Consider the following 21,627-nt stretch of genomic DNA (forward strand, 5'->3'; position numbering starts at 1 on the left):
CCTCTCTGGGCCTGTCGGTGCCCGCGGCGAAAAGCCCAGACAACCATTCGTCCTGCAGTCCGGCGGGGGCGGCACGCCGCGGCGGCCCGGACCGCGTCTCCTCGGTGAGGAGGCGCAGCCGGGCCGCCGCGTAGCCGCTGGGTCCCGAGTCCTCTGCTTCTTTCGTCACATCCGTACTCGTCACCCGGCGACTCCGTTCCGTTCTCGTGCCTCAGAGCTGCCCCAGAGCTGCGTCAGAGCTGCGTCAGAGCTGCCTCAGAGCTGCCTCAGAGCTGCCTCAGAGCTGCTGCGAAGCTGTTCAGAGCGCGTCGGGGCCGCGCTCGCCGGTCCGGACCCGTACGGCCGTGTCGACCGGGACCGACCAGACCTTGCCGTCACCGATCTTGCCGGTGCGGGCCGCCTTGACCACGACCTCGATCAGCTGCTCGGCGTCGTCGTCCTCGACCAGCACCTCGATGCGGATCTTGGGCACCAGGTCGACCGTGTACTCGGCGCCGCGGTAGACCTCGGTGTGGCCGCGCTGGCGGCCGTAGCCGCTCGCCTCGGTGACGGTCAGGCCGTGGACCCCGAAGGCTTGGAGGGCCTCCTTGATCTCGTCGAGCCGGTGCGGCTTGACGACGGCGGTGATGAGCTTCATGCGTCCACCTTCTTGCTCTCGGCCTGCGCGGCCGTGGAAGCGGCCGGCGTGGCGGTCGTCCGGGCGGCACCGCCCCCGGCGCCGCTGAAGTCGTATGCGGTCTCGGCGTGCTCGGCCTGGTCGATGCCGGCCACCTCGTCGTCCTCCGGCACTCGCATGCCGATCGTCTTGTGCAGGACGAAGGCGAGGATGGCAGAGACGACCAGGGAGTAGGCGAGGACCCCGAAGACACCGGCGCACTGCTTCCAGAACTGGTCCAGGCCGCCGCCGTAGAAGAGGCCCGCGACGTCGGACTGGCCCTTGCCGGTGGCGAAGAACCCGACGAGGAGGGAGCCGAGGATGCCGCCGACGAGGTGCACGCCCACGACGTCGAGCGAGTCGTCGTAGCCGAACCGGTACTTCAGGCCGACCGCCATGGCGCACAGCACACCGGCGATGACGCCGACGGCGATCGCGCCCAGCGGGGAGACCGCGCCGCCCGCCGGGGTGATGGCGACCAGTCCGGAGACGGCGCCGGAGGCGGCGCCCAGCGTGGTGAACGCACCGTGCCGGATCTTCTCGTAGGCGAGCCAGCCGAGGACGGCCGCGCCCGTGGCGACCTGCGTGTTGACGAACATCAGCGCGCCGACGCCGTCGTCGTTGCCCAGCCACGAGCCGGCGTTGAAGCCGAACCAGCCGAACCACAGCAGGCCGGCGCCGAGCATGACCAGCGGCAGGCTGTGCGGGCGCATCGGGTCCTTCTTGAAGCCGACCCGCTTGCCGATGACCAGGATCACGCCGAGCGCGGCGGCACCGGCGTTGATGTGCACGGCCGTACCACCGGCGAAGTCGATCACACCGAGCTCGAAGGCCCAGCCGCCGGCGCCCCACACCCAGTGGGCGACCGGGAAGTAGACGATCGTGGCCCACAAGGCGATGAACAGCGCCCAGGCCGTGAACTTCACCCGGTCCGCGAGCGCGCCGCTGATCAGGGCGGGCGTGAGCACGGCGAACATCAGCTGGAAGACCAGGAAGACGAAGACCGGGATGGTGTAGCCGTCCCACAGCTCGGTCAGGCCGATGTTGCTGAGACCGAGCCAGTCGGAGTTCCAGCCGACGATGCCGCCGGTGTCCGTGCCGAACGCCATGGAGAAGCCGTACAGCACCCACAGGACGGTGACGATGCCGAGGCTGATGAAGCTCATCATCAGCATGTTCAGGGTGCTTTTGACGCGGACCATGCCTCCGTAGAAGAAGGCCAGGGCCGGGGTCATGAGCATCACCAGGGCGGAGCAGATGAGCATGAAGCCCGTGTTGGCGGCAGAGAGCTCCGTCTCTGCGGCGAGCGTGATGGCTGGAGCCATCGGCGTCTCCTCGTCATTGGTACGGCCCCGTGCGGGCGAAGCCTGAGCGGAATGAGGGGTGGGCCGGTTATGAGCCACGAGATTGGCTCAGCACCGTTTCGGTGGGCGCCCCTCGTTGTTTCGCCGCCGTGACGAAGGCGCTGTGCGTGTTACGCGTGGGTGAACTGCCGGATGCGGGGCCGCGCGATCGTTGTCGTGAAGCGGCGTCCCGGCCGGGGACACAAGCCGGCCGCGGCGGCCTCCGAATGACCTGGCATGGGGGAGCCGAGTCGGGCAGTTCGGGAGGGCCGGCCGCGGCCGGGGCTGGTGGGGGTTCAGACCGCTTCGGCGGTCTCCGGCAACTCGACGGCGAGCCGCTCGGTGAGGTCGATGACCTCACCGAGGTCGCCGAAATCGCGTACGGCCGTGTCGACGGTCTTGCGGATGCGGGTGTTGACGCGTTCGGAGCGGACCTTCTTGGCGATGCCCATGGCCTCGACGGCCAGGCCGGTGCTCTCCCCGGGTTCGCGGCGCAGCAGGTGCACGGTGGCCATGCCGATCAGGTTCAGCGCGTACGACCGCTGGTGCTCGTCGTCCTTGGCGAACAGCTCCACCGCGCGGCGCATCAGCGGCTCGGCCAGGGAGGCGTAGGCGGGGCTGCGGCCGGCGACGTAGGCGAGGTCGCGGAAGGAGTGGCTGTTCTCCCCGTAGAGCTCGGCCTCGGAGAAGAAGCGGATCCAGTCGGGGTCCGGCTCGTCCCACTCGTCGGCCTCGGCGAAGGTGTCCTCGGCCATGCGCACCGCACGCTTGCAGCGGCCCGGCTGCCCCATGTTGGCGTAGGCGCGGGCCTCCATCGCGTACAGCATCGACTGGGTGCGGGGGCTCGCGCAGTCCCGGCTGCCGTACTGCGCGAGGTGGATCAGCTCCAGGGCGTCGTCGGGCCGGCCGAGGTGGATCATCTGGCGGCTCATGCTGGAGAGGACGTACGAGCCGAGTGGCCGGTCACCGGCCTCCTTGGCGGCGTGCAGGGCCAGGACGAAGTACTTCTGCGCGGTGGGCTGGAGCCCGACGTCGTACGACATCCAGCCGGCCAGCTCGGCGAGTTCGGCGGCGACCTTGAACAGCTTGGACCGGGTGGCCTCCGTCTGGGGTTCCTGCAGCAGGTCGGTGACCTCGTGCAGCTGGCCGACGACCGCCTTGCGGCGCAGACCGCCGCCGCACTGGGCGTCCCAGCGGCGGAACATCACGGCGGTCGACTCGAGCAGGTCCAGCTCGGGCCTGGACAGGCGCCCACGCGCGCGGGAGGCGGGCGCCGGCTCGCGTCCGGAGGAGGAGGCCGACGGCGAGGGGACGAGCCAGCGCTGCATGGGCTCGATGAGGGACGGGCCCGCGGAGAGGGCCAGCGAGCTCCCGAGGAAGCCGCGCCGCGCCAGCATCAGGTCGCTGCGCGAGAACTCGCTGAGCAGGGCCACGGTCTGCGGGCCCGTCCAGGGCAGGTCGACTCCGGTCGCGGAGGGCGTCGGGCGGGTGGAACGCAGGCCCAGGTCCTCGACGGAGACGACGACGCCGAAGCGCTCGGAGAACAGCTCGGACAGGATCCGCGGGATCGGCTCGCGCGGGTTCTCGCCGTCGAGCCAGCGGCGTACTCGTGAGGTGTCCGTGGAGATGTGGTTGGCGCCCAACTGGCGTGCCCGGCGGTTGACCTGGCGGGCCAGCTCGCCCTTGGACCAGCCGCTGCGGGCGAACCATGAGGTGAGCAGCTCGTTGGGGCGCTTGTCAGCGGGCGACGCGCTTCCCGCGCTCGTACCGCTTCCGCCGTTGCCGCTCACTGGAACGCCCCCATCCCTGAACCCACCTGTCGCCGAGTGCGCCAAGCCCTATCAGAATGCCGGTGGTTGGGGCCCTCCGTCCGGTGGTTGCCACCCTTCGAACGGAAAGCCGAGTTGCCTCCGGCATACCCACAAGTGCATGTGCCCCACGGCTCCATGCACACAAAGTAATCCTACGATCACCCGTCCAGCCATGGCGATTGCGGAATCGCCACCATTCGCCACCCCTTCGGATGAACTCCCAGTGGCCTGCACACGATTCACTTGACATAGGCCACCCGGGAGTCGGCGCAACGGTGCACACCGGGGCGTGCGCGGGCGAGCACACCACCCGGCGTGCTTCCGGACGCTGTCTGAACCGCGCCGGACTGGGGAGTTGGAAGCAGAGAGTCACGTTTCACGTCCGCTGCGTAACCGCCGCTGCGTCGACCCGTTGGAGGGGGCATGGGCTTCACTATCGGCATCGGCAGCACTCGGGGCATGCGCGACATCCGGTCCGGCGCGCGCCGCCGCGGCCGCGCGTCGGAGTGCACCGTCGTGGCCGAGTTCACCGGACTGTGGGGCTGGGCCGTGGTGCCGGGGGCCCGGGCCGCCGCGGGCGCCTGCTCGTGCGGCCGGCGTGACTGCCCGGCGCCGGGCGCGCATCCGCTCGGCTTCGCGCCGGAGGTGCCCGCAGGGGCGACCCTGGGCGAGGCGAGCGAGGCCTGGGCCGAGTTCCCGGGCGCCGCGGTGATGCTGCCGGTCGGTCGGACCTTCGACGTGATCGAGGTGGCCGAGCCCGCCGGGCTGCGGGCACTGGCCCGGCTGGAGCGCATGGGCCTCCCGCTCGGCCCGGTCACGGCGACCCCTCAGGGCCGCGTCCACTTCTTCGTCGCCCCGGGCGCCGCCGCCGAGCTGCCCCGGCTGCTCTACCGCATGGGCTGGGACGACCCGTCCGCCCTGGATCTGCGCGGACTGGGCCCCGGTACGCATGTCACCGCCCCGCCGTCCGACCGCGGTGACCTCGGCCCGGTGCGCTGGCTGCGTCCGCCGGCCCTCGACTCGGCGACCAAGCCGCCGGCGGCACGGCTGCTGCTGGGGACACTGGCGTACGTCGCCCATCGGTCGCGGGCGTAGGCCTCCGGCCGGGAGGGCGCGCGCTCTTCCACGCGGGCTTCCGGACACGGGCTTCTTCGCGCGCGGCATCCTGCCCAGGGTTCTTCGCCCGGCATCCCGACACGGACTTCCTGGCACAGACTTCTTCGCACAGCATCCCGACACAGACTTCCTGGCACAGGCTTCTTCGCACAGCATCCTGGGCACAGGCCTGTCCGCACGGACCGCTACGCGCACGCCCCTTTCCGCCCCGCGCAGACGCCCCCTCCCGCTCCGCGCAGCACGCCCCCTCCTGCTCCGCGCAGCAACGCCCCTTTCCGCTCCGCGCAGCAACGCCCCTTTCCGCTCCGCGCAGCAACGCCCCTTTCCGCCCCGCGCAGCACGCCCCCTCCCGCCCCGCGCAGCACGCCCCTGCCGCACCCCGCCGCGTCCCCGGCTACACCGGACCCGGCAAGTGGCGCCGACCCCCACCCGAGCCCGAGCCCCGGCACCGCGAAGCGCCCGTCCCCCGGTCACGGGGAGGCGGGCGCTTCTTCGCACGCGGGCGCGCGTTCTGGTGCGCACCGGAGTCCGGCAGGCGGCGTCACTCGCCGATAAGGGCATCCACGAACGCCGCGGGCTCGAACGGCGCCAAGTCGTCCGCGCCCTCGCCGAGCCCGATCAGCTTGACCGGCACGCCCAGCTCGCGCTGCACGGCGACCACGATGCCGCCCTTGGCCGTGCCGTCCAGCTTGGTGAGCACGATGCCGCTGATGTCGACGACCTCGGCGAAGACCCGCGCCTGGATCAGGCCGTTCTGGCCGGTGGTGGCGTCGAGGACGAGCAGCACCTCGTCCAGCGGCGCGTGCTTCTCCACGACGCGCTTGACCTTGCCGAGCTCGTCCATGAGACCGGTCTTGGTGTGCAGGCGGCCGGCGGTGTCGATGAGCACGACGTCCGAGCCCATCTCCTTGCCCTCCTTGACCGCGTCGAAGGCGACGGAGGCGGGGTCGCCGCCCTCCGGGCCCCGCACGGTGTGCGCGCCGACCCGGTCGCCCCAGGTCTGCAGCTGGTCGGCGGCGGCGGCACGGAAGGTGTCCGCGGCGCCGAGGACGACACTGCGGCCGTCGGCGACCAGCACGCGGGCGAGCTTGCCGGTGGTGGTGGTCTTGCCGGTGCCGTTGACGCCGACGACCATCACGATGCCGGGCTTGCTGGACGCGGGCTCGGTCTTGACCTCGCGGTCCATGTCGGGACCGACGAGGGTGATCAGCTCCTCGCGCAGCAGGCCGCGCAGCTCGTCGGGCGTGCGGGTGCCGAGCACCTTCACACGCTCGCGCAGCCGCTCGACCAGCTCCTGGGTGGGCTGCACGCCGACGTCGGCGGTGAGCAGCGTGTCCTCGATCTCCTCCCAGGTGTCCTCGTCGAGGTGCTCCCGGGAGAGCAGGGTGAGCAGGCCCTTGCCGAGGGCGTTCTGCGAGCGGGAGAGGCGGGCACGGAGCCGGACCAGACGGCCGGCGGTGGGCTCGGGAACCTCGATCTGCGGGATCTCGAGCTCTTCGACGACGGGCGGCTCCTCGACGGTGGCGGGAGCGGTGCCGCCGTCCGGGAGGTCTACCTCCTCTATCGTCCGGCGCGTTTCGTCGCGCGGCGTCTCGGCCTCGTCGCCGACGTGCGGCTCGGCCGGAGGGGCGGTGATGTCGGGCGTGGCGGGAGGCGGCGGAGGCAGCTGCTTCTTGCGGCGACTGCCGATGACCAGCCCGCCGAGCGCGCCGATCACGACCACGGCGATGACTACAGCAAGGATGACGATTTCCATAACGGCTCCAGTATGCGTGACCCCTGCCCCGGCCCTTCATTGGTCGGCGGGGCAGGCGTGCCCCGGTCCGACGACATGGCCACTTGTGACTTCCTCCAAGGGACAAAGGCCCCTGGAGGGACGGAGTCGGATCAAAGTACGATGGAAGAGGCCACGTCAACGCGCGTAGAGTCCCGAACACCCCCTCTTCTCCCACGATCGAGGCACGGACCCCCCACATGAGCAAGACCGCCGAGACCGAAGGCGCCCTGGAAACACGTGGCATCGAGCAGGTGCCCGACCACGAGCGCACCGCCCGGACCCGTGAGCTTTTCCCGACCTGGGTCGGCGCCAACATCAGCGTGCTGCTGCTCACGATGGGCGCGAGCCTCGTCGTGGCGTACCGGCTGAACTTCTGGCAGGCCCTCGTCGTCGCGGCCGCAGCGCCGCTCCTGTCCTACGGCCTGGTCGGGCTGATCGGCATCGCGGGCAAGCGCGGTGGCGCACCCGGAATGGCACTGTCCCGGGCGGTCTTCGGGCAGCGGGGAAATCTGCTGCCGGGTTCGCTGATCTGGGTCGCCCGCTGGGGCTGGGAGACGATCAACGCGGTGACCGGCGCCTACGCCCTGCTCACCGTGCTGGACATCGTGTTCGGCATCCGGGCCAACAGCGTGCTGGACATGGTCACGCTGCTCGCGTTCGTCGTGGCGACCTTCGCGATCTCCGGGCTGGGCATCAACGCCGTACAGAAGTGCAACAAGTACGCGGCCTACCTCTTCGCCGCCTTCTCGATCCTGGTCCTCGGCTACCTGGTCGTCGACACCGACTGGTCCGCGGTGTTCGACCGGTCCGCCGGTTCGGTGGCCGCGATGATCACGGGCGTCGGTCTGATCGCGGCCGGCGGCGTCAGCTGGATCCCGTCCGCCCCCGACTTCACCCGGTACCTGCCGCGCACGGCCTCCTCCAAGGGGATCGTGGGCGTGACGATCGGCGGCGCCGGCATCGTCGTCCTGCCCATGGTCCTGATGGGCATGGTCATGGCCGTCTCCACGCCGGACCTGGCCTCGGCCTCCGACCCGGTCTCCTTCCTCGGTGAGATCCTGCCGACCTGGATCGCGGTGCCGTACCTGCTGATCGCGCTGATCGGCATGCTGCTGATCAACTCGATGTCGATGTACTCGGCCGGCTTCACCGCACAGACCCTGGGCTTCAAGGTCCCGCGGCACTGGGCGGTCTCGGTCAACGCCGTGATCTCGCTGATCTTCGGCGGCGTGCTGATGTTGGTGGCGACCAGCTTCATGGGCTCCTTCATCGCCTTCCTGTCGCTGCTCGCGGTCGCCTTCTCCGCCTGGGTCGGCGTCTTCGGCGCGGACATGCTGCGCCGCAAGGAGTACGACGGCGAGGCCCTCGCCGACACCGGCCGCACCAGCGCCTACTGGTACCGCGGCGGCTTCTCCCCCGCCGCCGTCGCCGCCTGGGCCGTGGGTCTGATCGCCGGGCTGATGTTCACGACCTCCGACTGGTTCACCGGCCCCCTCGCCGCGAACAACTTCATCGGCGAGTACGGCCTCGGCTGGGTCGCCACCGTGGTGATCTCCGGCCTGCTGTACGTCGTACTGCCGAAGCCTGCCGTAGTCGTCCCCGCGGCGGCGACCGCGGACCGGGCGGCCGAGCAGCCGGAGACCGCGACCGTCTGACGTACACCGGCCGACGCCCCCCTTCCGCGCACGGCGCCGAGGACCACTCCTCGAGCACCGCGGGACGGGGGCGTCGCCGTGCGCACCAGGTCCGAACCGCACCCCGGTGTGCGGTTCGGACCTGGTGCGCTCGCTGGGCGCCCGCCTCCTGCCGGTTCCGGCGGAGCGGGAACGGGAGATGGAGCACGAGCAGGTGCCAGGCCCTGCCGCGCGAGGTCGCCCTGCCGCGGTCCCGTCTCGACCGGATCGCGGTCGCCACCGACCAACCGCGGTCGGTGGCGGAACACCGGAGCCAGATCGAGGACCGCCTGCGCATCCCTGCGCATCCCTGCGCGTCATCGAGGAGTCCGCCAGGGAAGCCCTGAGGATCGGCGGGGGAATCATCATCTGGTGAGCCGGCCGTCAGGCCCCGGACGTACGACACCGCCGCCCCCGGTCCGGGCGGTGACCCGGGCCGGGGGCGGCGGACGGTACGAGGAGAGGGGCAGCGGGGACTTGGCCCTTCTCCCCGGGTTCGGGGTGGGCGGTCAGCCCATCTCCTCCAGTGCCTTGCCCTTCGTCTCCGACACGAACTTCAGGACGAAGGGGATGGAGAGCGCGGCGAAGATCGTGTAGATCACGTAGGTGCCGGAGAGGTTCCACTCGGCCAGCGACGGGAAGCTCGCCGTGATGGCCCAGTTGGCGATCCACTGCGCGGAGGCGGCCACGCCCAGCGCGGCGGCGCGCAGCCGGTTCGGGAACATCTCGCCGAGGAAGACCCAGACGACCACACCCCAGGACAGGGCGAAGAAGAGCACGAACAGGTGGGCGGCGATCAGCGCGACCCAGCCCTGCGTCTCCGGGAGCTTGCCGCCGACCAGGTCGAAGGAGAAGGCCCAGGCCTCCAGCGCCAGGCCGATCACCATGCCGACCGAGCCGATGAGGGCGAGCGGCTTGCGCCCGATGCGGTCCACGAAGATCATCGCGATCACGGTGCCGACGATGTTGATGATCGACGTCGTGAACGAGTAGAAGAACGACTGCGTCGGGTCGACGCCGACCGACTGCCACAGCGTCGAGGAGTAGTAGAACGCGACGTTGATGCCGACGAACTGCTGGAAGACCGACAGGCCGATACCGATCCAGACGATCTTCTTGAAGAGGAAGCTGCCGCCGAGCAGGTCCTTGAAGGAGGACTTCTCCTCGCGGTGCATGGCGTGCTCGATCTCGGCGACGCGGGCGTCGAAGTCCACGTCCTTGCCCTCGACCTCTTCGAGGATCTTCTTGGCGCGCTCGTGCTTGCCGACGGAGATCAGGAAGCGCGGGGACTCCGGGATGGCGAAGGAGAGCAGGCCGTAGAGGACGGCCGGGATGACCATGATGCCCAGCATGACCTGCCAGGCCTCCAGGCCCATCAGCTCACCGCGCTGGTCGCCGCCGGCGGCGTTGAGCAGACCCCAGTTGACCAGCTGCGACACGGCGATGCCGATGACGATCGCGGCCTGCTGGAAGGAGCCGAGGCGGCCGCGGTAGGCGGGCGGTGAGACCTCGGCGATGTAGGCGGGGCCGATCACCGAGGCCATGCCGATGGCGAAGCCGCCGATGACACGCCACATGGCGAGGTCCCACAGCGCGAAGGGCAGTGCGGAGCCGATGGCGCTGACGGTGAAGAGGACGGCCGCGATCTGCATGCAGCGGATGCGGCCGATGCGGTCGGCGATGCGGCCGGCGGTCGCGGCGCCGATGGCGCAGCCGATCAGTGCGACGGCGATGACCTGGGCCAGCACCGCGGAGCCGACGTCGTAGCGGTCCCGGATGGCCTCGACGGCTCCGTTGATCACGGAACTGTCGTAGCCGAACAGGAAGCCGCCCATCGCGGCCGCCGCCGCGATGAAGATGACGTGCCCGAGATGATCGGGGTGAGCCGTCCTGGCTCCTGAACTGGGTGCCTGCGATGTGCTGGCCACGTGTACTCCTCGGGCTACCGGCAACGCTGCCGGGGTGGATCGCCTTCGAGATGCCACTGAAGGGACCTGAAGGTAAATGCAACGCTGCAGAGACTATGCCTTCAAGTTTCGAAGTCAATAGGGCGAGAGCTATGAGTTTTCCGATGCTGGAGGGGGGCGCGTGTTCAAGAGTTGAAGTTAATGTGCTGAGGAACTAACGCAGCCGCTGGCTGATGACCTTCGACACGCCGTCGCCCTGCATGGACACGCCGTACAGCGCGTCGGCGACCTCCATCGTGCGCTTCTGGTGCGTGATGACGATCAGCTGCGAGGCCTCCTGCAGCTCCTGCATGATCCGGATCAGCCGCTGCAGGTTCGTGTCGTCCAGCGCCGCCTCGACCTCGTCCATGACGTAGAACGGGCTGGGCCGCGCCTTGAAGATCGACACGAGCATCGCCACGGCGGTCAGCGAGCGTTCCCCGCCCGAGAGCAGCGAGAGCCTCTTGACCTTCTTGCCCGGCGGCCGGGCCTCGACGTCCACGCCCGTGGTGAGCATGTTGTCGGGGTCGGTCAGGATCAGCCGGCCCTCACCACCCGGGAACAGCCGGCTGAAGACGCCCTCGAACTCCCGGGCCGTGTCCCGGAAGGCCTCGGTGAAGACCTGCTCGACGCGCTCGTCGACCTCCTTGACGACCTGGAGCAGGTCGGCGCGGGTCTTCCTCAGGTCCTCCAGCTGCTCGCTGAGGAACTGGTGCCGCTCCTCCAGCGCCGCGAACTCCTCCAGGGCCAGCGGGTTGACCTTGCCGAGCTGCTGGTAGGCACGTTCGGCGGCCTTCAGGCGTTTCTCCTGCTCGGAGCGGACGAAGGGCCGGGGGCGGTTGCGCGGGTGGTCCGGGTCCTCGGGCAGCTCCTCGCCTTCGGCGGGGGGCGAGGGCGGCACCTCTTGATGGGGGCCGTACTCGGCCGCGAGCCCCGCCGGTTCCACACCGAGTTCCTCCAGCGCCTTGGTCTCCAGCTGCTCGATGCGCAGCCGCTTCTCGGCGCCGAGTACCTCGCCCCGGTGGACTGAATCCGTCAACTTGTCGAGCTCGGCCTTGAGGTCGCGTCCGGCGGTGCGCGCGGCGGTCAGGTCCTGCTCACGCCGGGCTTTGGCGGCCTCGGCGGCGGTGCGCTCCGCGTCGGCGCGGGTAAGGGAGACCTCGACGTGCGCGAGCAGTTGCCGGGCGCCGGTGGCCACGGCCTCGGCGACGGCCGCCTCGTGCCGCAGCCGGGCCCGCCGCTGTTCGGCACGCGCGCGTGCCTCGCGTTCCGCGCGGGCGGCTCGGTCCAGGGAGTCGGCCCGTCCGGCCAGCCCCTTGACCCGTTCCTCGTGCGTACGGGCCTGGAGGCGGGCCTCCATCTCGGTCTGGCGGGCGTTGGCGCCGTCGGCGGCGAGCCGGTCGCGCACGGAGGTGTCGGGCTCCGCCTCGACCGGCATCTCCTCAGCGACCGCCAGCCGCTCGGCCAGCTCCTCGACGTCCATCAGCGCCTTGTCCAGCGCCTCCTGCGCCCGGGCCGCCGCCGCGGCGGACCGCTCGGCCTCCCCCGCGGCGCCCCGCGCCTGTCCCGCCAGCCGGCCCAGCTGCTGGGCGACGGCCGACTTCTCCCGGTCGGCCGCCCGGCGCCGCTCCCCCAGTTCCTCCACCAGCGCCGCACACTCCCGGCGCCGCTCGACGGCCGCGTCCTGCGCCTCGGCGAGCTCCTCGCACCGCACGCCCAGTTCCTCCAGCTCGGCGGCGGCCTGGTCCACGGAGGCCTGCACCTCCAGCAGGCTGGGCGCCCCGGCGGACCCGCCCTGCGCGAAGTGCGCGCCCAGCAGGTCGCCCTCGGCGGTGACGGCGGTCAGCCCGGGCCGGGCGTAGACGAGGTCCTCGGCGTCCTCCAGGGTGCCGACGACGACGATCCCGCGCAGCAGCCGCCGTACGGCGGGCATCAGGTCGGCGGGACCACGGACGAGGTCGGCGGCGTACGGCGGCCCTTCGCTCCGCGACTCCTCCGTTACGTCGTCGGGGGCGCCGGCGAGCAGCAGGGCGGCCCGTCCGGCGTCCTGCTTGCGGAGCAGGCGGATGGCGTCGGCGGCTGCGGCCGGGGACGTCACCGCGAGGGCGTCTGCGGTGGCGCCGAAGGCGCTGGCCAGGGCGGCCTCGTAACCGGGCGTCACGGTGAGGAGTCCGGCGGCCGGGCCGAGCAGGCCGGTGAGCCGGTCCTTGGCGGCGAGCAGCGCCCCGGTGCCGTCCTTGCGGCGCAGTCCGAGCGCGAGGGCCTCGTGGCGGGCCCGCGTCGCGGCGCGCTCGCGTTCCGTCGCGGTGGCCGCCTCACGGGCGGCGCTCAGGGCGGCCTCGGCCTCGGCCAGCCCGCGCTTGGCGGCGTCGTGCCGCTCGGCGAGTTCCTGGTCACCGGCGTCGAGGCCGTCGACCTCGGCCTGGAGCGCCTCGTACTCCTCCTGGGCGGCGGCGGCCCGCTCCTGGGACTCGTCCCGGGCCTCGGCCAGCCGCTCGATCTCGGCCTGTGCCGAGGCGGCGCGGGAGCGGGCGGTACCGACCTGGCCGCTGAGCCGGGCCAGGCCCTCACGGCGGTCGGCGATGGCGCGGGCGGCGTCCTTGAGGCGGCGCTCCTCCGACGCCAGTTCGCGTTCGAGGTCGGCGCGGTGGGCGACCGTGTCCTCCAGGGCGTGCTCGGCCGCCTCCAGGGCCGCTTCGAGTTCGGCCTCCTGTTCTCGGACGCGGGCGGCCTCGCGCTCCAGTTCCTCCGGGTCCCGGCCGCGCCGCTCCTCGGGGGGCGTGGAGGTGGCGCTCTTCACGCGCGCGTCGGCCAGCGAGATCGTGCCGCGCACCCGTTCGGCGAGCTGGGACAGCTCGTACCAGGTCTGCTGGGCGCGCTGGAGGCGCGGGGCGAGCCTGCGCACCTCGTCCTCCAGGTCCGCCTCGCGGCGCAGCGCCCTGCTCAGATCCCGCTCGGTGACTTCCTTGCGTTCCTTGAGCGCGGCCTCGTCGGCGATCTCGGCCTGGAGCGCCTCACGCAGCCGTACAAGGTCGTCGGCGAGAAGCCTCAGCCGCGCGTCCCTGAGGTCGGCCTGGATGACGGCGGCCCGGCGCGCCACCGCCGCCTGCCGGCCCAGCGGCTTCAGCTGGCGCCGCAGCTCGTCGGTCAGGTCCTGCACGCGCGCGAGGTTGGCCTGCATCGCGTCCAGTTTCCGCAGCGCCTTCTCCTTGCGCTTGCGGTGCTTGAGGACGCCGGCGGCCTCCTCGATGAAGGCGCGGCGCCCCATGGGGTCGGCGTGCAGGACGGAGTCGAGCTGGCCCTGTCCGACGATGACGTGCATCTCGCGGCCGATGCCGGAGTCGGAGAGCAGTTCCTGGATGTCGAGGAGGCGGCAGGTGTCGCCGTTGATCTGGTACTCGCTGCCGCCGTTGCGGAACATGATCCGCGTGATGGTGACCTCGGCGTACTCGATGGGCAGGGCCCCGTCGGAGTTGTCGATGGTCAGCGACACCTCGGCCCGGCCGAGCGGCGGGCGGCCGGTGGTGCCGGCGAAGATGACGTCCTCCATCTTGCCGCCGCGCAGCGACTTGGCGCCCTGTTCGCCCATGACCCAGCTGAGCGCGTCGACGACGTTGGACTTGCCCGAACCGTTCGGCCCGACGACGCAGGTGATGCCCGGCTCGAACCGGAGCGTGGTCGCGGAGGCGAACGACTTGAACCCGCGGAGGGTCAGGGCCTTCAGGTGCACGCCGTCGGACTCTACCTTTCACGGGTGTCTCACTCCATGAACCGGTGAACCGCCGCGGTTTCACCGGTGAACGTGCAGGGCACATCAGACGTTGAAGAGGGTGAAAGGATGCGCGGGGGTGGACCGGGGCGGGCCGGGTGGCGGAGACGGGGGCAGGAAAGAAAGAAGGGACGCCGAAGCGTCCCTTGCAGACTCTGACACCTGAGCGGTTGTACGGACGGGCCCAACCACTGCCGTGCCGTGATGGAGCGATGCAGTGATCAGGTGAGCGCAGGCTCCGCCTGGTGTGCGTCAACGCTCTCCATGCTCTCCATGATCCTGTCGTGAGAAGCGGCAGCCGCCAGCGCGTCGTTCTCCGCCTGGATCCGTCCGAGTTCGGATTCCAGGTCCTGGACGCGCTGCTGGAGCCGTCGCATCTCGGCGAGGAGTCGAGGGTCGGAGCCGCCGACGTAACCGAGAAGCGCCTTTGCCATGATGGATGGTCCTCCACAATGAGTGACCGACCGAAGCGGTGTGGGTCGTGTAGGGATCGCACCCGCGGTGCTTGGCACTTTGGAGTTTTTCCTGCCGTTCAACCATGCCAAACAGCTAAGGTGCGCGGGGCTTTCAGCGTCTCACCAAAAAGTTTGACGGTCAACACGATCACGCCCCGTATCGGTGGGCACCCGGGGGCACGCGGCCTGGAAACGGCGACGCGGCGACTCCTGCGGGCCCCTGGGGGCGTGGCGATCATCCTGCGTGCGGAGCCTGCCACGCCATGCCGTTCTTGGCAACCACCTGCCCGTTTCCGCTCCGGACGCCTCTCCCCGGACGGTCGCACCGGGCTCCGGAGAGCCTCCGCGCGGTCCGGTGTCAGCGGATGGCGAAGCCCTCGTAGCCCCCGCGGGGTGTGTCCCAGATCTCTGTGACACCGTCCACTCGTCCGGGCGTGTCGGCACCGTGCAGCCAGGCGAGCAGTCCTTCGCAGCGCTCGCGCGGGCCCTCCGCGACGACCTGGACTCGCCCGTCGGCCAAATTGAGAGCAAAACCACTCATCCCACCGAGCTCCAGCGCCCTGGCCCGCGTGAACCAGCGGAAACCCACACCCTGGACCTGTCCGCGCACCCACGCGACCAGCCGTACATCCTCGCTCATGACTGCAACCTAACCAGTCAATGTCTCGCCGGACACTTCACCCCCTGGCGCCATGCGGTACCGTCCCCACCCAACGAATCTCACCTGAAACTCACTCGATCGTGTGAGTTCCGTGTTGATCGTGAGGACACGTCGACCGCGAGGACACGTCCAGCGCGAGGACCGCGAGGGCCGCGAGGACGAGGAAGGCCAGAACATGGGACGCCACCGACGCTCCGCCGCCGGCCGCGCCGCCACGGGCCGCGCCGCGGGGGGCCATCAGCCGGACGGTGCGACGGGACGGGGCCGTGACCCGCAGGCCCCGGACGCGGGCGATCGCCCCACCATGGGGATCGCGCCCTATCTGAACCCCGAGGCGTACGCCGAGGTCCGTGCGAAGAGCGACGCCTACCTGTTCGCGCCGGACGACCCGGACGGCGACGGGGGCGAGGGCCACCCGCGGGCCGGCCGCACGGTCCCCTTCCCGAGCGACGGTTTCTCCCCCGACGACGGTCCGCAGCGCGCGGGCACGCACCGCCGCCGCAAGAAGAAGGGCGTCACCCCGGTCCGCACGGGCCTGCTCGGTGTCTCGGCCGCGGTCGCCATCGGCACGGTGGCGGTGGCCACGGGCGCGGTGCCCGGGCTCGACAACTACCGGATCGGCGGCGGCAGCGGCGGGGGCGACCGGGTGCAGTCCCAGGACGCCCCGACGAACACGCCGTCCGAGCAGGGCGGCGCCTCCGGCAGCGCCGAGACCGGCCGCGGCGGCGACGCCTCCACGAGCCGCGGCACCGACCGGTCCTCGTCGCCCTCCGAGTCCGCCGAGTCCGCCGAGTCCTCAGGGTCCGCCGAGCCCTCCTCGCCCGGGTCCTCCTCCCCTTCGCCGTCCTCGCCCTCGGCATCGGCCTCGAAGCCCGCCGCCCCGGCCGAGACGCCGTCGAAGACGAAGAAGCCCGCGAAGCCGGAGACGACCCCCAGCACGAAGCCGAAGCCCACGCCGTCGCGGCCGGCCGACAAGAAGCCCGAGCAGCCCAGCGCGCCCGCCGCCGTGTCGGACGAGGCCGTCGCCCAGGCCCAGGTGCTCAAGCTCGTCAACGACGAGCGGGCCAAGGTGGGCTGCAGCCCGGTGGCCGCGAACAGCGCGCTGCGCGAACTGGCCGAGGACTTCAGCGAGGCCATGGCCACGCAGGGCTTCTTCGACCACACCGACCCCAGCGGCGCGACCCCCTGGGACCGGGCCGAGGCGGCCGGGATAAGCGGCCTCGGCGGCGAGAACATAGCCCGCGGACAGGCCGACGCCCAGGCCGTGATGGACGCCTGGATGGACAGCCCGGGCCACAAGGCCAACATCCTGAACTGCGACTTCCAGACCCTGGGGGTCGGAGTCCACTTCGGCTCCGGCGGCCCCTGGTGGACCCAGAACTTCGGCTACTAGCGATACCCCGGGGGAGCGCTGGAGCGTTGTCCGGGGCTCAGCGCGACCTGCGACTCAGCGCTGCGCTCACGTACGCTGGGCGTATGTCGACCACGCAGGAGCGCACGGAGGAGCAGGACTTCCCGTACGACGTGTTCTCCAGGGCCTGTCCCTCGCGCGGCACCCTGGAGCACGTCACGGGGCGCTGGGGCGCGCTGACGCTCGGCGCGCTGCACGAGGGCTCCTTCCGGTTCAACGAGCTGCGGCGCCGCGTCGACGGCGTCAGCGAGAAGATGCTGGCCCAGACCCTGCACGCGCTGGAGCGCGACGGTCTGGTGCACCGCGAGGCCCAGCCCACCAACCCACCCCGCGTGGACTACGAACTCACGTCCCTGGGACACGCGGTGGCCGGGCGGCTCATCGCGCTCATCCAGTGCCTGGAGGGGCGGATGGACGAGGTGCTGGCCTCGCGTGAGCGGTACGACGCCCGGCAGATCCCTACGGTGTGATCCTCGGCGCCCGCTGGCACTTCGGGCAGAAGTAGCTGGAGCGGTTCATCCACGGCCGGCGGCGCATCGGTGTGGCACAGCGGCGGCAGGGCAGGCCCTCGCGGCCGTACGCGTCGAGCGACCGGTCGAAGTAGCCGGACTCGCCGTTGACGTTGACGTAGAGGCTGTCGAAGCTGGTGCCGCCCACGGCGAGGGCCGCGTTCATCACGTCGCGCACGTGGCCGAGGAGTTCGGCGGTGCGGGGGCGGTTGAAGGTCGCGGTGGGGCGTTCGTAGTGCAGGCGGGAGCGCCACAGGGCCTCGTCGGCGTAGATGTTGCCGACGCCGCTGATCAGTGACTGGTCGAGCAGGGCCCGTTTGATCGTGGTGCGCTTGCGGCGCAGCGCGAGGTGGAACGCCTCGTCGTCGAAGAGCGGGTCGAGGGGGTCGCGGGCGATGTGCGCGATGACGTCGGGCAGTCCGTCGGGGGTGGTGTCGTGCAGGGACAGGCCGCCGAAGGTGCGCTGGTCGACGAAGCGGAGTTCGGTGGACAGGGCGTCGGTGAAGCGGACGCGGATGCGCAGGTGCTTCTCGGCCGGTGCCTCGTGCGGCTGGACCATCAGCTGGCCGCTCATGCCGAGGTGGGCCAGGATCGCCTGGCCGGTGTCCTCCAGTGGCAGCCACAGGTATTTGCCGCGGCGGCTGGGCGTGCCGATGCGGTGGCCCTTGAGGCGCTGGGCGAAGTCGTCGGGGCCCGCGATGTGCCGGCGTACCGCGCGCGGGTGCAGTACCTCGGCGTCGGCGACGGTGCGGTGGGCGACCCAGCGCTCCAGGCCGCGCCGGACGACCTCGACCTCGGGCAACTCGGGCATGGCATCCCCTCGGACGGTCCGGTGGACGAGCCCGAACGCCCGCCCCTGGAGTGGGGCGGGCGTTCGGAACGCGCGATGAATCAGATGGAGCTCAGATGGATCGGACGGATCAGGCAGAGGCCGACGGGGCGTCGGCGCTCGGCTGGGCCGCTGCTTCGGCGGCGGGCTGGGCCGCCGCTTCGGCCGCGGTCACCTTGGCGCGCTCGTCCGCCGCGGCCCGGATGGACCGCCACGCGGATTCCGCGGCCTGCTGCTCCGCCTCCTTCTTGCTGCGGCCGGTGCCGGTGCCGTACGAGACGCCTCCGACGCGGGCGGCAGCAGTGAAGGTCTTCTCGTGGTCCGGGCCGGTCTCCGTGACCAGGTACTCGGGGACGCCGAGCCCTTCGGTCGCGGTGAGTTCCTGGAGGCTGGTCTTCCAGTCCAGGCCGGCACCGAGGTTCGAGGACTTCTCGATCAGCGGGTCGAACAGGCGGTGTACCAGTTCGGAGGCCGCGTCGAGGCCCTGGTCGAGATAGACCGCGCCGATCACCGCTTCAAGGGTGTCGGCGAGGATGGATGCCTTGTCCCGGCCACCCGTGCCCTCTTCACCGCGGCCGAGCCGGATGAAGGAGCCGAGGTCGAGCCCACGGCCCACCTCCGCCAGCGCACGCGAGTTGACCACCGCGGCCCGCAACTTGGCCAGCTGGCCTTCGGGCAGGTCGGGGTGGGTGCGGTACAGCGTGTCCGTGACGACGAGGCCGAGGACGGAGTCACCGAGGAACTCCAGCCGCTCGTTCGTCGGCAGACCGCCGTTCTCGTACGCGTAGGAACGGTGGGTCAGTGCACGCACCAGAAGGGCGGACTCGAGCTGATAGCCGAGCCGCCCTTCCAGAAGCGTGTGGGACGAGGCCTGGGTGTCCGCCTTCTTCTTGGCGGGTGGGTCCGCCTTGGCGTCTTCCGCCTTCTTGGGGACTGACACAGTGCCTCTCACCAGCCGCTCAGACCTCGAGGACCTGGCGCTTGTTGTAAGTGCCGCAAGCGGGGCACGCGATGTGCTGCAGCTTGGGCTCGTGGCAGCGCTCGCACGCAACCAGGGTGGGGACCGCAGCCTTCCACTGCGACCGGCGGTGGCGCGTGTTGCTGCGCGACATCTTCCGCTTCGGAACAGCCACGGCTACTTCTCCTGCTTCTCGTCGACGCCAGGTTCGGCGCCGCTCATCTCGTCCTTCTCGCCGTCTCCGAGTGAACCGGCGAGTCCCTGCAAAGCCGCCCAACGAATGTCGACGGCATCGTGGTGGTGGTCCGGGTCGTCCGCCAGGCGTGCTCCACACTCGGAGCACAGACCCGGGCAGTCTTCCTGGCACACCGGCTGCATCGGCAGTGCGAGCACCACCGCGTCGCGCAGCACGGGTTCGAGGCCGATCAGTCCGTCCTCGACGAAGAGCCTGTCCTCGTCTTCCTCGGCGTCGTCGGCCGGTTCCGCCGCAGGGCGGCCCCGGTCGTCGGCGTCAGGGTACGAGAACATCTCCTGGAAGTCCGCCACAAGCTGCTGCTCGAGCGGCTCCAGACACCTTACGCACTCCCCCTCGGCCTTGGCACGGGCGGTGCCTGTGACGAGCACCCCTTCCATGACCGACTCGAGCCGGAGATCGAGTTCCACCGGGGCGCCTTCCGGCACTCCGATGACTCCCTGGATACCGAAGTCCTTGGGAGCGTCGACCGTGCGGGTCAGGCGCTGCAGCGCACCGGGCCGCCGTCCCAGCTCGTGTGTGTCGAACACGAGGGGGTTGCGGTGGTCGAGGCGCGCGTTCAGAACCATTCCTGCTTTCGGTCTTCGTGAGTGTGGGGGTGCCGCCCTTCGGTGTTCCCGGGCAGCGGCGATCGCGGACGTACGCGCGACCGAAGAGCCAGGATACTGGACCATTCGCTTTCGGCCCAATCCGGCCCGGGGCGGCGTCCGGGGCGGAGCCCCCGGCTAGAGTCCGCGGCCCTGTTCGTAGGCCCTCAGCTGCTCGGCGCTGATCATGCTGGTGTCGAAGAGACTGGTCTCGTCGAGGGCCTGCGGCTCAGCCTGCGGGGGCTGCTGCGGCTGCGGGGGCTGCTGGGTCTGGGCGTAGCCCTGCTGGCCGTCGTACGCCTGCTGCTGGGCGTCGTACTGGTAGGCGTACGGGTCCGCCGTCTGCTGCTGGTAACCGTACGGGTCCTGCTGGCCGCCGTAGGCCTGCTGGTAGCCCGCGTAGGGATCGGGTTGCTGCTGGGCGTAGCCGTACGCCGGCTGCTGCGTCGGCATCTCCGGCACGGCCTGCGCCGGTACCTGTGCCGCCGCCGGCTGCTGCTCGCCGTACTCCCGCTGCTGCGGCTGCCCGGCGGGGGCGTCGGAGAGGCCGGCCAGGTCGGCGAGGTAGTCCGCGTCGCTGGAGTGCTGGACGGTGCTCATGTCGTCCGCGAGGGCGCCGAGGTCGTCGGTGGCGATCCGGCCGTGCAGCTTCTGGCGGCCCCTGCCGACCGCGTCCAGGGTCTTGGCCAGTACGGCCTCGAAGGCGCCGAGCTTGGTGTCGACGTAGGTGTCGGCGTCGCGGCGCAGGATCTCCGGGTCGTGGCTGCGCTCGGGGGCGTCCTCGTCCTCGTAGCCGTTCTCGTCGAGGCCGGGTCCGGTGCCGAGGAGCTTCTCGCGGCCCCGGCCGACGGAGCCGAGGGTCTTGGTGAGGACGACCTCGAAGTTGGCGAGCTTGGAGTCGACGTAGTCGTCGGCCTCGGCGCGGACCTCTTCGGCCTCCTGGCGGGCCTCGGCGAGGATCCGGTCGGCCTCGGCCTGGGAGCGGCGGGCGACCTCGGTGTCGGAGATCAGGGAACCGCGCTCGGCCTGCGCGCCCTCGATGATCCGGTCGGCCTCCTGGCGGGCCTGCGCGACCATCTGGTCGCGGTCGCCGATCAGCTCCTGGGCCTGGGCGAGGGATCCGGGCAGCTCGGCGCGCAGCTCTTCCAGCATCGAGAGCAGTTCGGCGCGGTTGACCACGCACGAGGCCGACATGGGCATGGCGCGGGCGCCGGAGACCATCGCGCTGATCTCGTCGAGCTTCTTCTGCACGTCCACCGTGTGCTCGCCACTCTCTACAGCTGTGTTGGAGACGGACGGGACGACTGTACGACCCTGGGGTGTCCGGGGGACACCGGGTGACGGCTTGTCAGCCCCGGCAGCTGTCCGACGGGGGCGTCAGTCCTTCTTCAGGCGTCCGGAGAGGGCTTCGAGGACCAGCGGCGGCACCAGGTGGGAGATGTCGCCGCCCCAGGTGGCGACCTCCTTGACCAGGGAGGACGACATGAAGCTGTAGGTGGGGTTGGTGGGGATGAAGAGGGTCTCCACGCCCGAGAGGCCGTTGTTCATCTGGGCCATCTGCAGTTCGTAGTCGAAGTCGCTGACGGCGCGCAGGCCCTTGACGATGGCCGGGATCTCGCGCTGCTTGCAGAAGTCGACGAGGAGGCCGTGGAAGGACTCCACGCGCACGTTCCCGTACTCGGCGGTGACCTGGCGGATGAGGTCGATCCGCTCCTCGATCTCGAACAGGCTCTTCTTGGACCGGTTGATCATCACCGCGACGTAGACCTCGTCATAGAGGCTGGAGGCACGGGCGATGATGTCGAGATGTCCGTTGTGGATCGGGTCGAATGACCCGGGACAGACGGCGCGGCGCACTTGAGTTCCCTCGCTCT

19 protein-coding genes are annotated in these 21,627 nt (G+C 70.9%); 4 read left to right on the forward strand and 15 right to left on the reverse strand.

From position 1 onward, the window contains the following. From ACFCZF_RS01655 to ACFCZF_RS01670, 4 genes are all read right to left on the reverse strand, one after another. A partial coding sequence (locus ACFCZF_RS01655) for a hypothetical protein (RefSeq protein ID WP_376669945.1) occupies nucleotides 1–184 on the reverse strand: 184 nt, incomplete at its 3' end. 114 nt (nucleotides 185–298) lie between these two features. Next, complete coding sequence (locus ACFCZF_RS01660) at nucleotides 299–637, reverse strand: P-II family nitrogen regulator (protein WP_019328769.1); 339 nt, start codon at nucleotides 635–637, stop codon at nucleotides 299–301. Beyond that, a complete protein-coding gene (locus ACFCZF_RS01665; protein ID WP_375925135.1) occupies nucleotides 634–1,980 on the reverse strand; it encodes an ammonium transporter in 1,347 nt (448 codons plus the stop codon). The genes ACFCZF_RS01660 and ACFCZF_RS01665 overlap by 4 nt, the downstream gene beginning before the upstream one ends. Before the next feature lie 314 nt (nucleotides 1,981–2,294). Next, on the reverse strand, nucleotides 2,295–3,788 hold the full coding sequence (locus tag ACFCZF_RS01670) for a hypothetical protein (RefSeq protein WP_375925133.1): 1,494 nt from the start codon (nucleotides 3,786–3,788) through the stop codon (nucleotides 2,295–2,297). A gap of 444 nt (nucleotides 3,789–4,232) precedes the next feature. Between ACFCZF_RS01670 and ACFCZF_RS01675 the strand changes: the two genes are divergently transcribed. Then, complete coding sequence (locus ACFCZF_RS01675) at nucleotides 4,233–4,904, forward strand: bifunctional DNA primase/polymerase (protein ID WP_376669946.1); 672 nt, start codon at nucleotides 4,233–4,235, stop codon at nucleotides 4,902–4,904. Between the two features lie 562 nt (nucleotides 4,905–5,466). On the opposite strand, the gene ftsY is transcribed toward ACFCZF_RS01675, so the two are convergent. Continuing rightward, complete coding sequence (gene ftsY / locus ACFCZF_RS01680) at nucleotides 5,467–6,681, reverse strand: signal recognition particle-docking protein FtsY (protein WP_375925129.1); 1,215 nt, start codon at nucleotides 6,679–6,681, stop codon at nucleotides 5,467–5,469. A 218-nt stretch (nucleotides 6,682–6,899) separates the two neighbouring features. Between ftsY and ACFCZF_RS01685 the strand changes: the two genes are divergently transcribed. Then, complete coding sequence (locus tag ACFCZF_RS01685; RefSeq protein WP_376669947.1) at nucleotides 6,900–8,357, forward strand: cytosine permease; 1,458 nt, start codon at nucleotides 6,900–6,902, stop codon at nucleotides 8,355–8,357. A gap of 527 nt (nucleotides 8,358–8,884) precedes the next feature. Here ACFCZF_RS01685 and ACFCZF_RS01690 read toward each other — a convergent pair. The 4 genes from ACFCZF_RS01690 to ACFCZF_RS01705 all read right to left on the reverse strand — a co-directional run bounded on the left by ACFCZF_RS01690 (nucleotide 8,885) and on the right by ACFCZF_RS01705 (nucleotide 15,185). Continuing rightward, the gene (locus ACFCZF_RS01690) at nucleotides 8,885–10,303 is read right to left on the reverse strand and encodes a sugar porter family MFS transporter (RefSeq protein WP_376669948.1); all 1,419 of its coding nucleotides are present in this window, start codon (nucleotides 10,301–10,303) and stop codon (nucleotides 8,885–8,887) included. Between the two features lie 193 nt (nucleotides 10,304–10,496). Continuing rightward, a complete protein-coding gene (gene smc / locus ACFCZF_RS01695) occupies nucleotides 10,497–14,051 on the reverse strand; it encodes a chromosome segregation protein SMC (protein WP_376669949.1) in 3,555 nt (1,184 codons plus the stop codon). Between the two features lie 260 nt (nucleotides 14,052–14,311). After that, a complete protein-coding gene (locus ACFCZF_RS01700; protein WP_003973418.1) occupies nucleotides 14,312–14,524 on the reverse strand; it encodes a hypothetical protein in 213 nt (70 codons plus the stop codon). A gap of 379 nt (nucleotides 14,525–14,903) precedes the next feature. Beyond that, nucleotides 14,904–15,185, reverse strand: a complete 282-nt coding sequence (locus tag ACFCZF_RS01705) for an acylphosphatase (protein ID WP_376669950.1) — start codon at nucleotides 15,183–15,185, stop codon at nucleotides 14,904–14,906. 196 nt (nucleotides 15,186–15,381) lie between these two features. Between ACFCZF_RS01705 and ACFCZF_RS01710 the strand changes: the two genes are divergently transcribed. After that, nucleotides 15,382–16,599, forward strand: coding sequence for a CAP domain-containing protein (locus ACFCZF_RS01710; RefSeq protein ID WP_376670127.1), 1,218 nt, complete (start codon nucleotides 15,382–15,384; stop codon nucleotides 16,597–16,599). Between the two features lie 83 nt (nucleotides 16,600–16,682). After that, the gene (locus ACFCZF_RS01715) at nucleotides 16,683–17,087 is read left to right on the forward strand and encodes a winged helix-turn-helix transcriptional regulator (protein ID WP_376669951.1); all 405 of its coding nucleotides are present in this window, start codon (nucleotides 16,683–16,685) and stop codon (nucleotides 17,085–17,087) included. On the opposite strand, the gene mutM is transcribed toward ACFCZF_RS01715, so the two are convergent. The 6 genes from mutM to coaD all read right to left on the reverse strand — a co-directional run bounded on the left by mutM (nucleotide 17,077) and on the right by coaD (nucleotide 21,610). Beyond that, complete coding sequence (mutM, locus tag ACFCZF_RS01720) at nucleotides 17,077–17,937, reverse strand: bifunctional DNA-formamidopyrimidine glycosylase/DNA-(apurinic or apyrimidinic site) lyase (protein ID WP_376669952.1); 861 nt, start codon at nucleotides 17,935–17,937, stop codon at nucleotides 17,077–17,079. The two genes, ACFCZF_RS01715 and mutM, sit on opposite strands and share 11 nt — an antisense overlap. A 109-nt stretch (nucleotides 17,938–18,046) precedes the next feature. Further along, a complete protein-coding gene (gene rnc / locus ACFCZF_RS01725; RefSeq protein ID WP_310871012.1) occupies nucleotides 18,047–18,907 on the reverse strand; it encodes a ribonuclease III in 861 nt (286 codons plus the stop codon). Between the two features lie 7 nt (nucleotides 18,908–18,914). After that, nucleotides 18,915–19,088 (reverse strand): 50S ribosomal protein L32, encoded by a 174-nt coding sequence (gene rpmF / locus ACFCZF_RS01730; protein ID WP_006139588.1) that lies wholly within the window; start codon nucleotides 19,086–19,088, stop codon nucleotides 18,915–18,917. Nucleotides 19,089–19,090: 2 nt separating this feature from the next. Further along, entirely contained in the window at nucleotides 19,091–19,735 is a 645-nt protein-coding gene (locus ACFCZF_RS01735) for a DUF177 domain-containing protein (protein WP_375914415.1), read from the reverse strand. Between the two features lie 156 nt (nucleotides 19,736–19,891). Beyond that, a complete protein-coding gene (locus ACFCZF_RS01740) occupies nucleotides 19,892–21,010 on the reverse strand; it encodes a cell division initiation protein (protein ID WP_376669953.1) in 1,119 nt (372 codons plus the stop codon). Between the two features lie 120 nt (nucleotides 21,011–21,130). Continuing rightward, the gene (gene coaD, locus ACFCZF_RS01745) at nucleotides 21,131–21,610 is read right to left on the reverse strand and encodes a pantetheine-phosphate adenylyltransferase (RefSeq protein WP_121749373.1); all 480 of its coding nucleotides are present in this window, start codon (nucleotides 21,608–21,610) and stop codon (nucleotides 21,131–21,133) included. Nucleotides 21,611–21,627 lie beyond the last annotated feature (17 nt).

The organism is Streptomyces sp. NPDC056296, from assembly GCF_042268605.1.
Classification (GTDB): Bacteria; Actinomycetota; Actinomycetes; order Streptomycetales; family Streptomycetaceae; genus Streptomyces.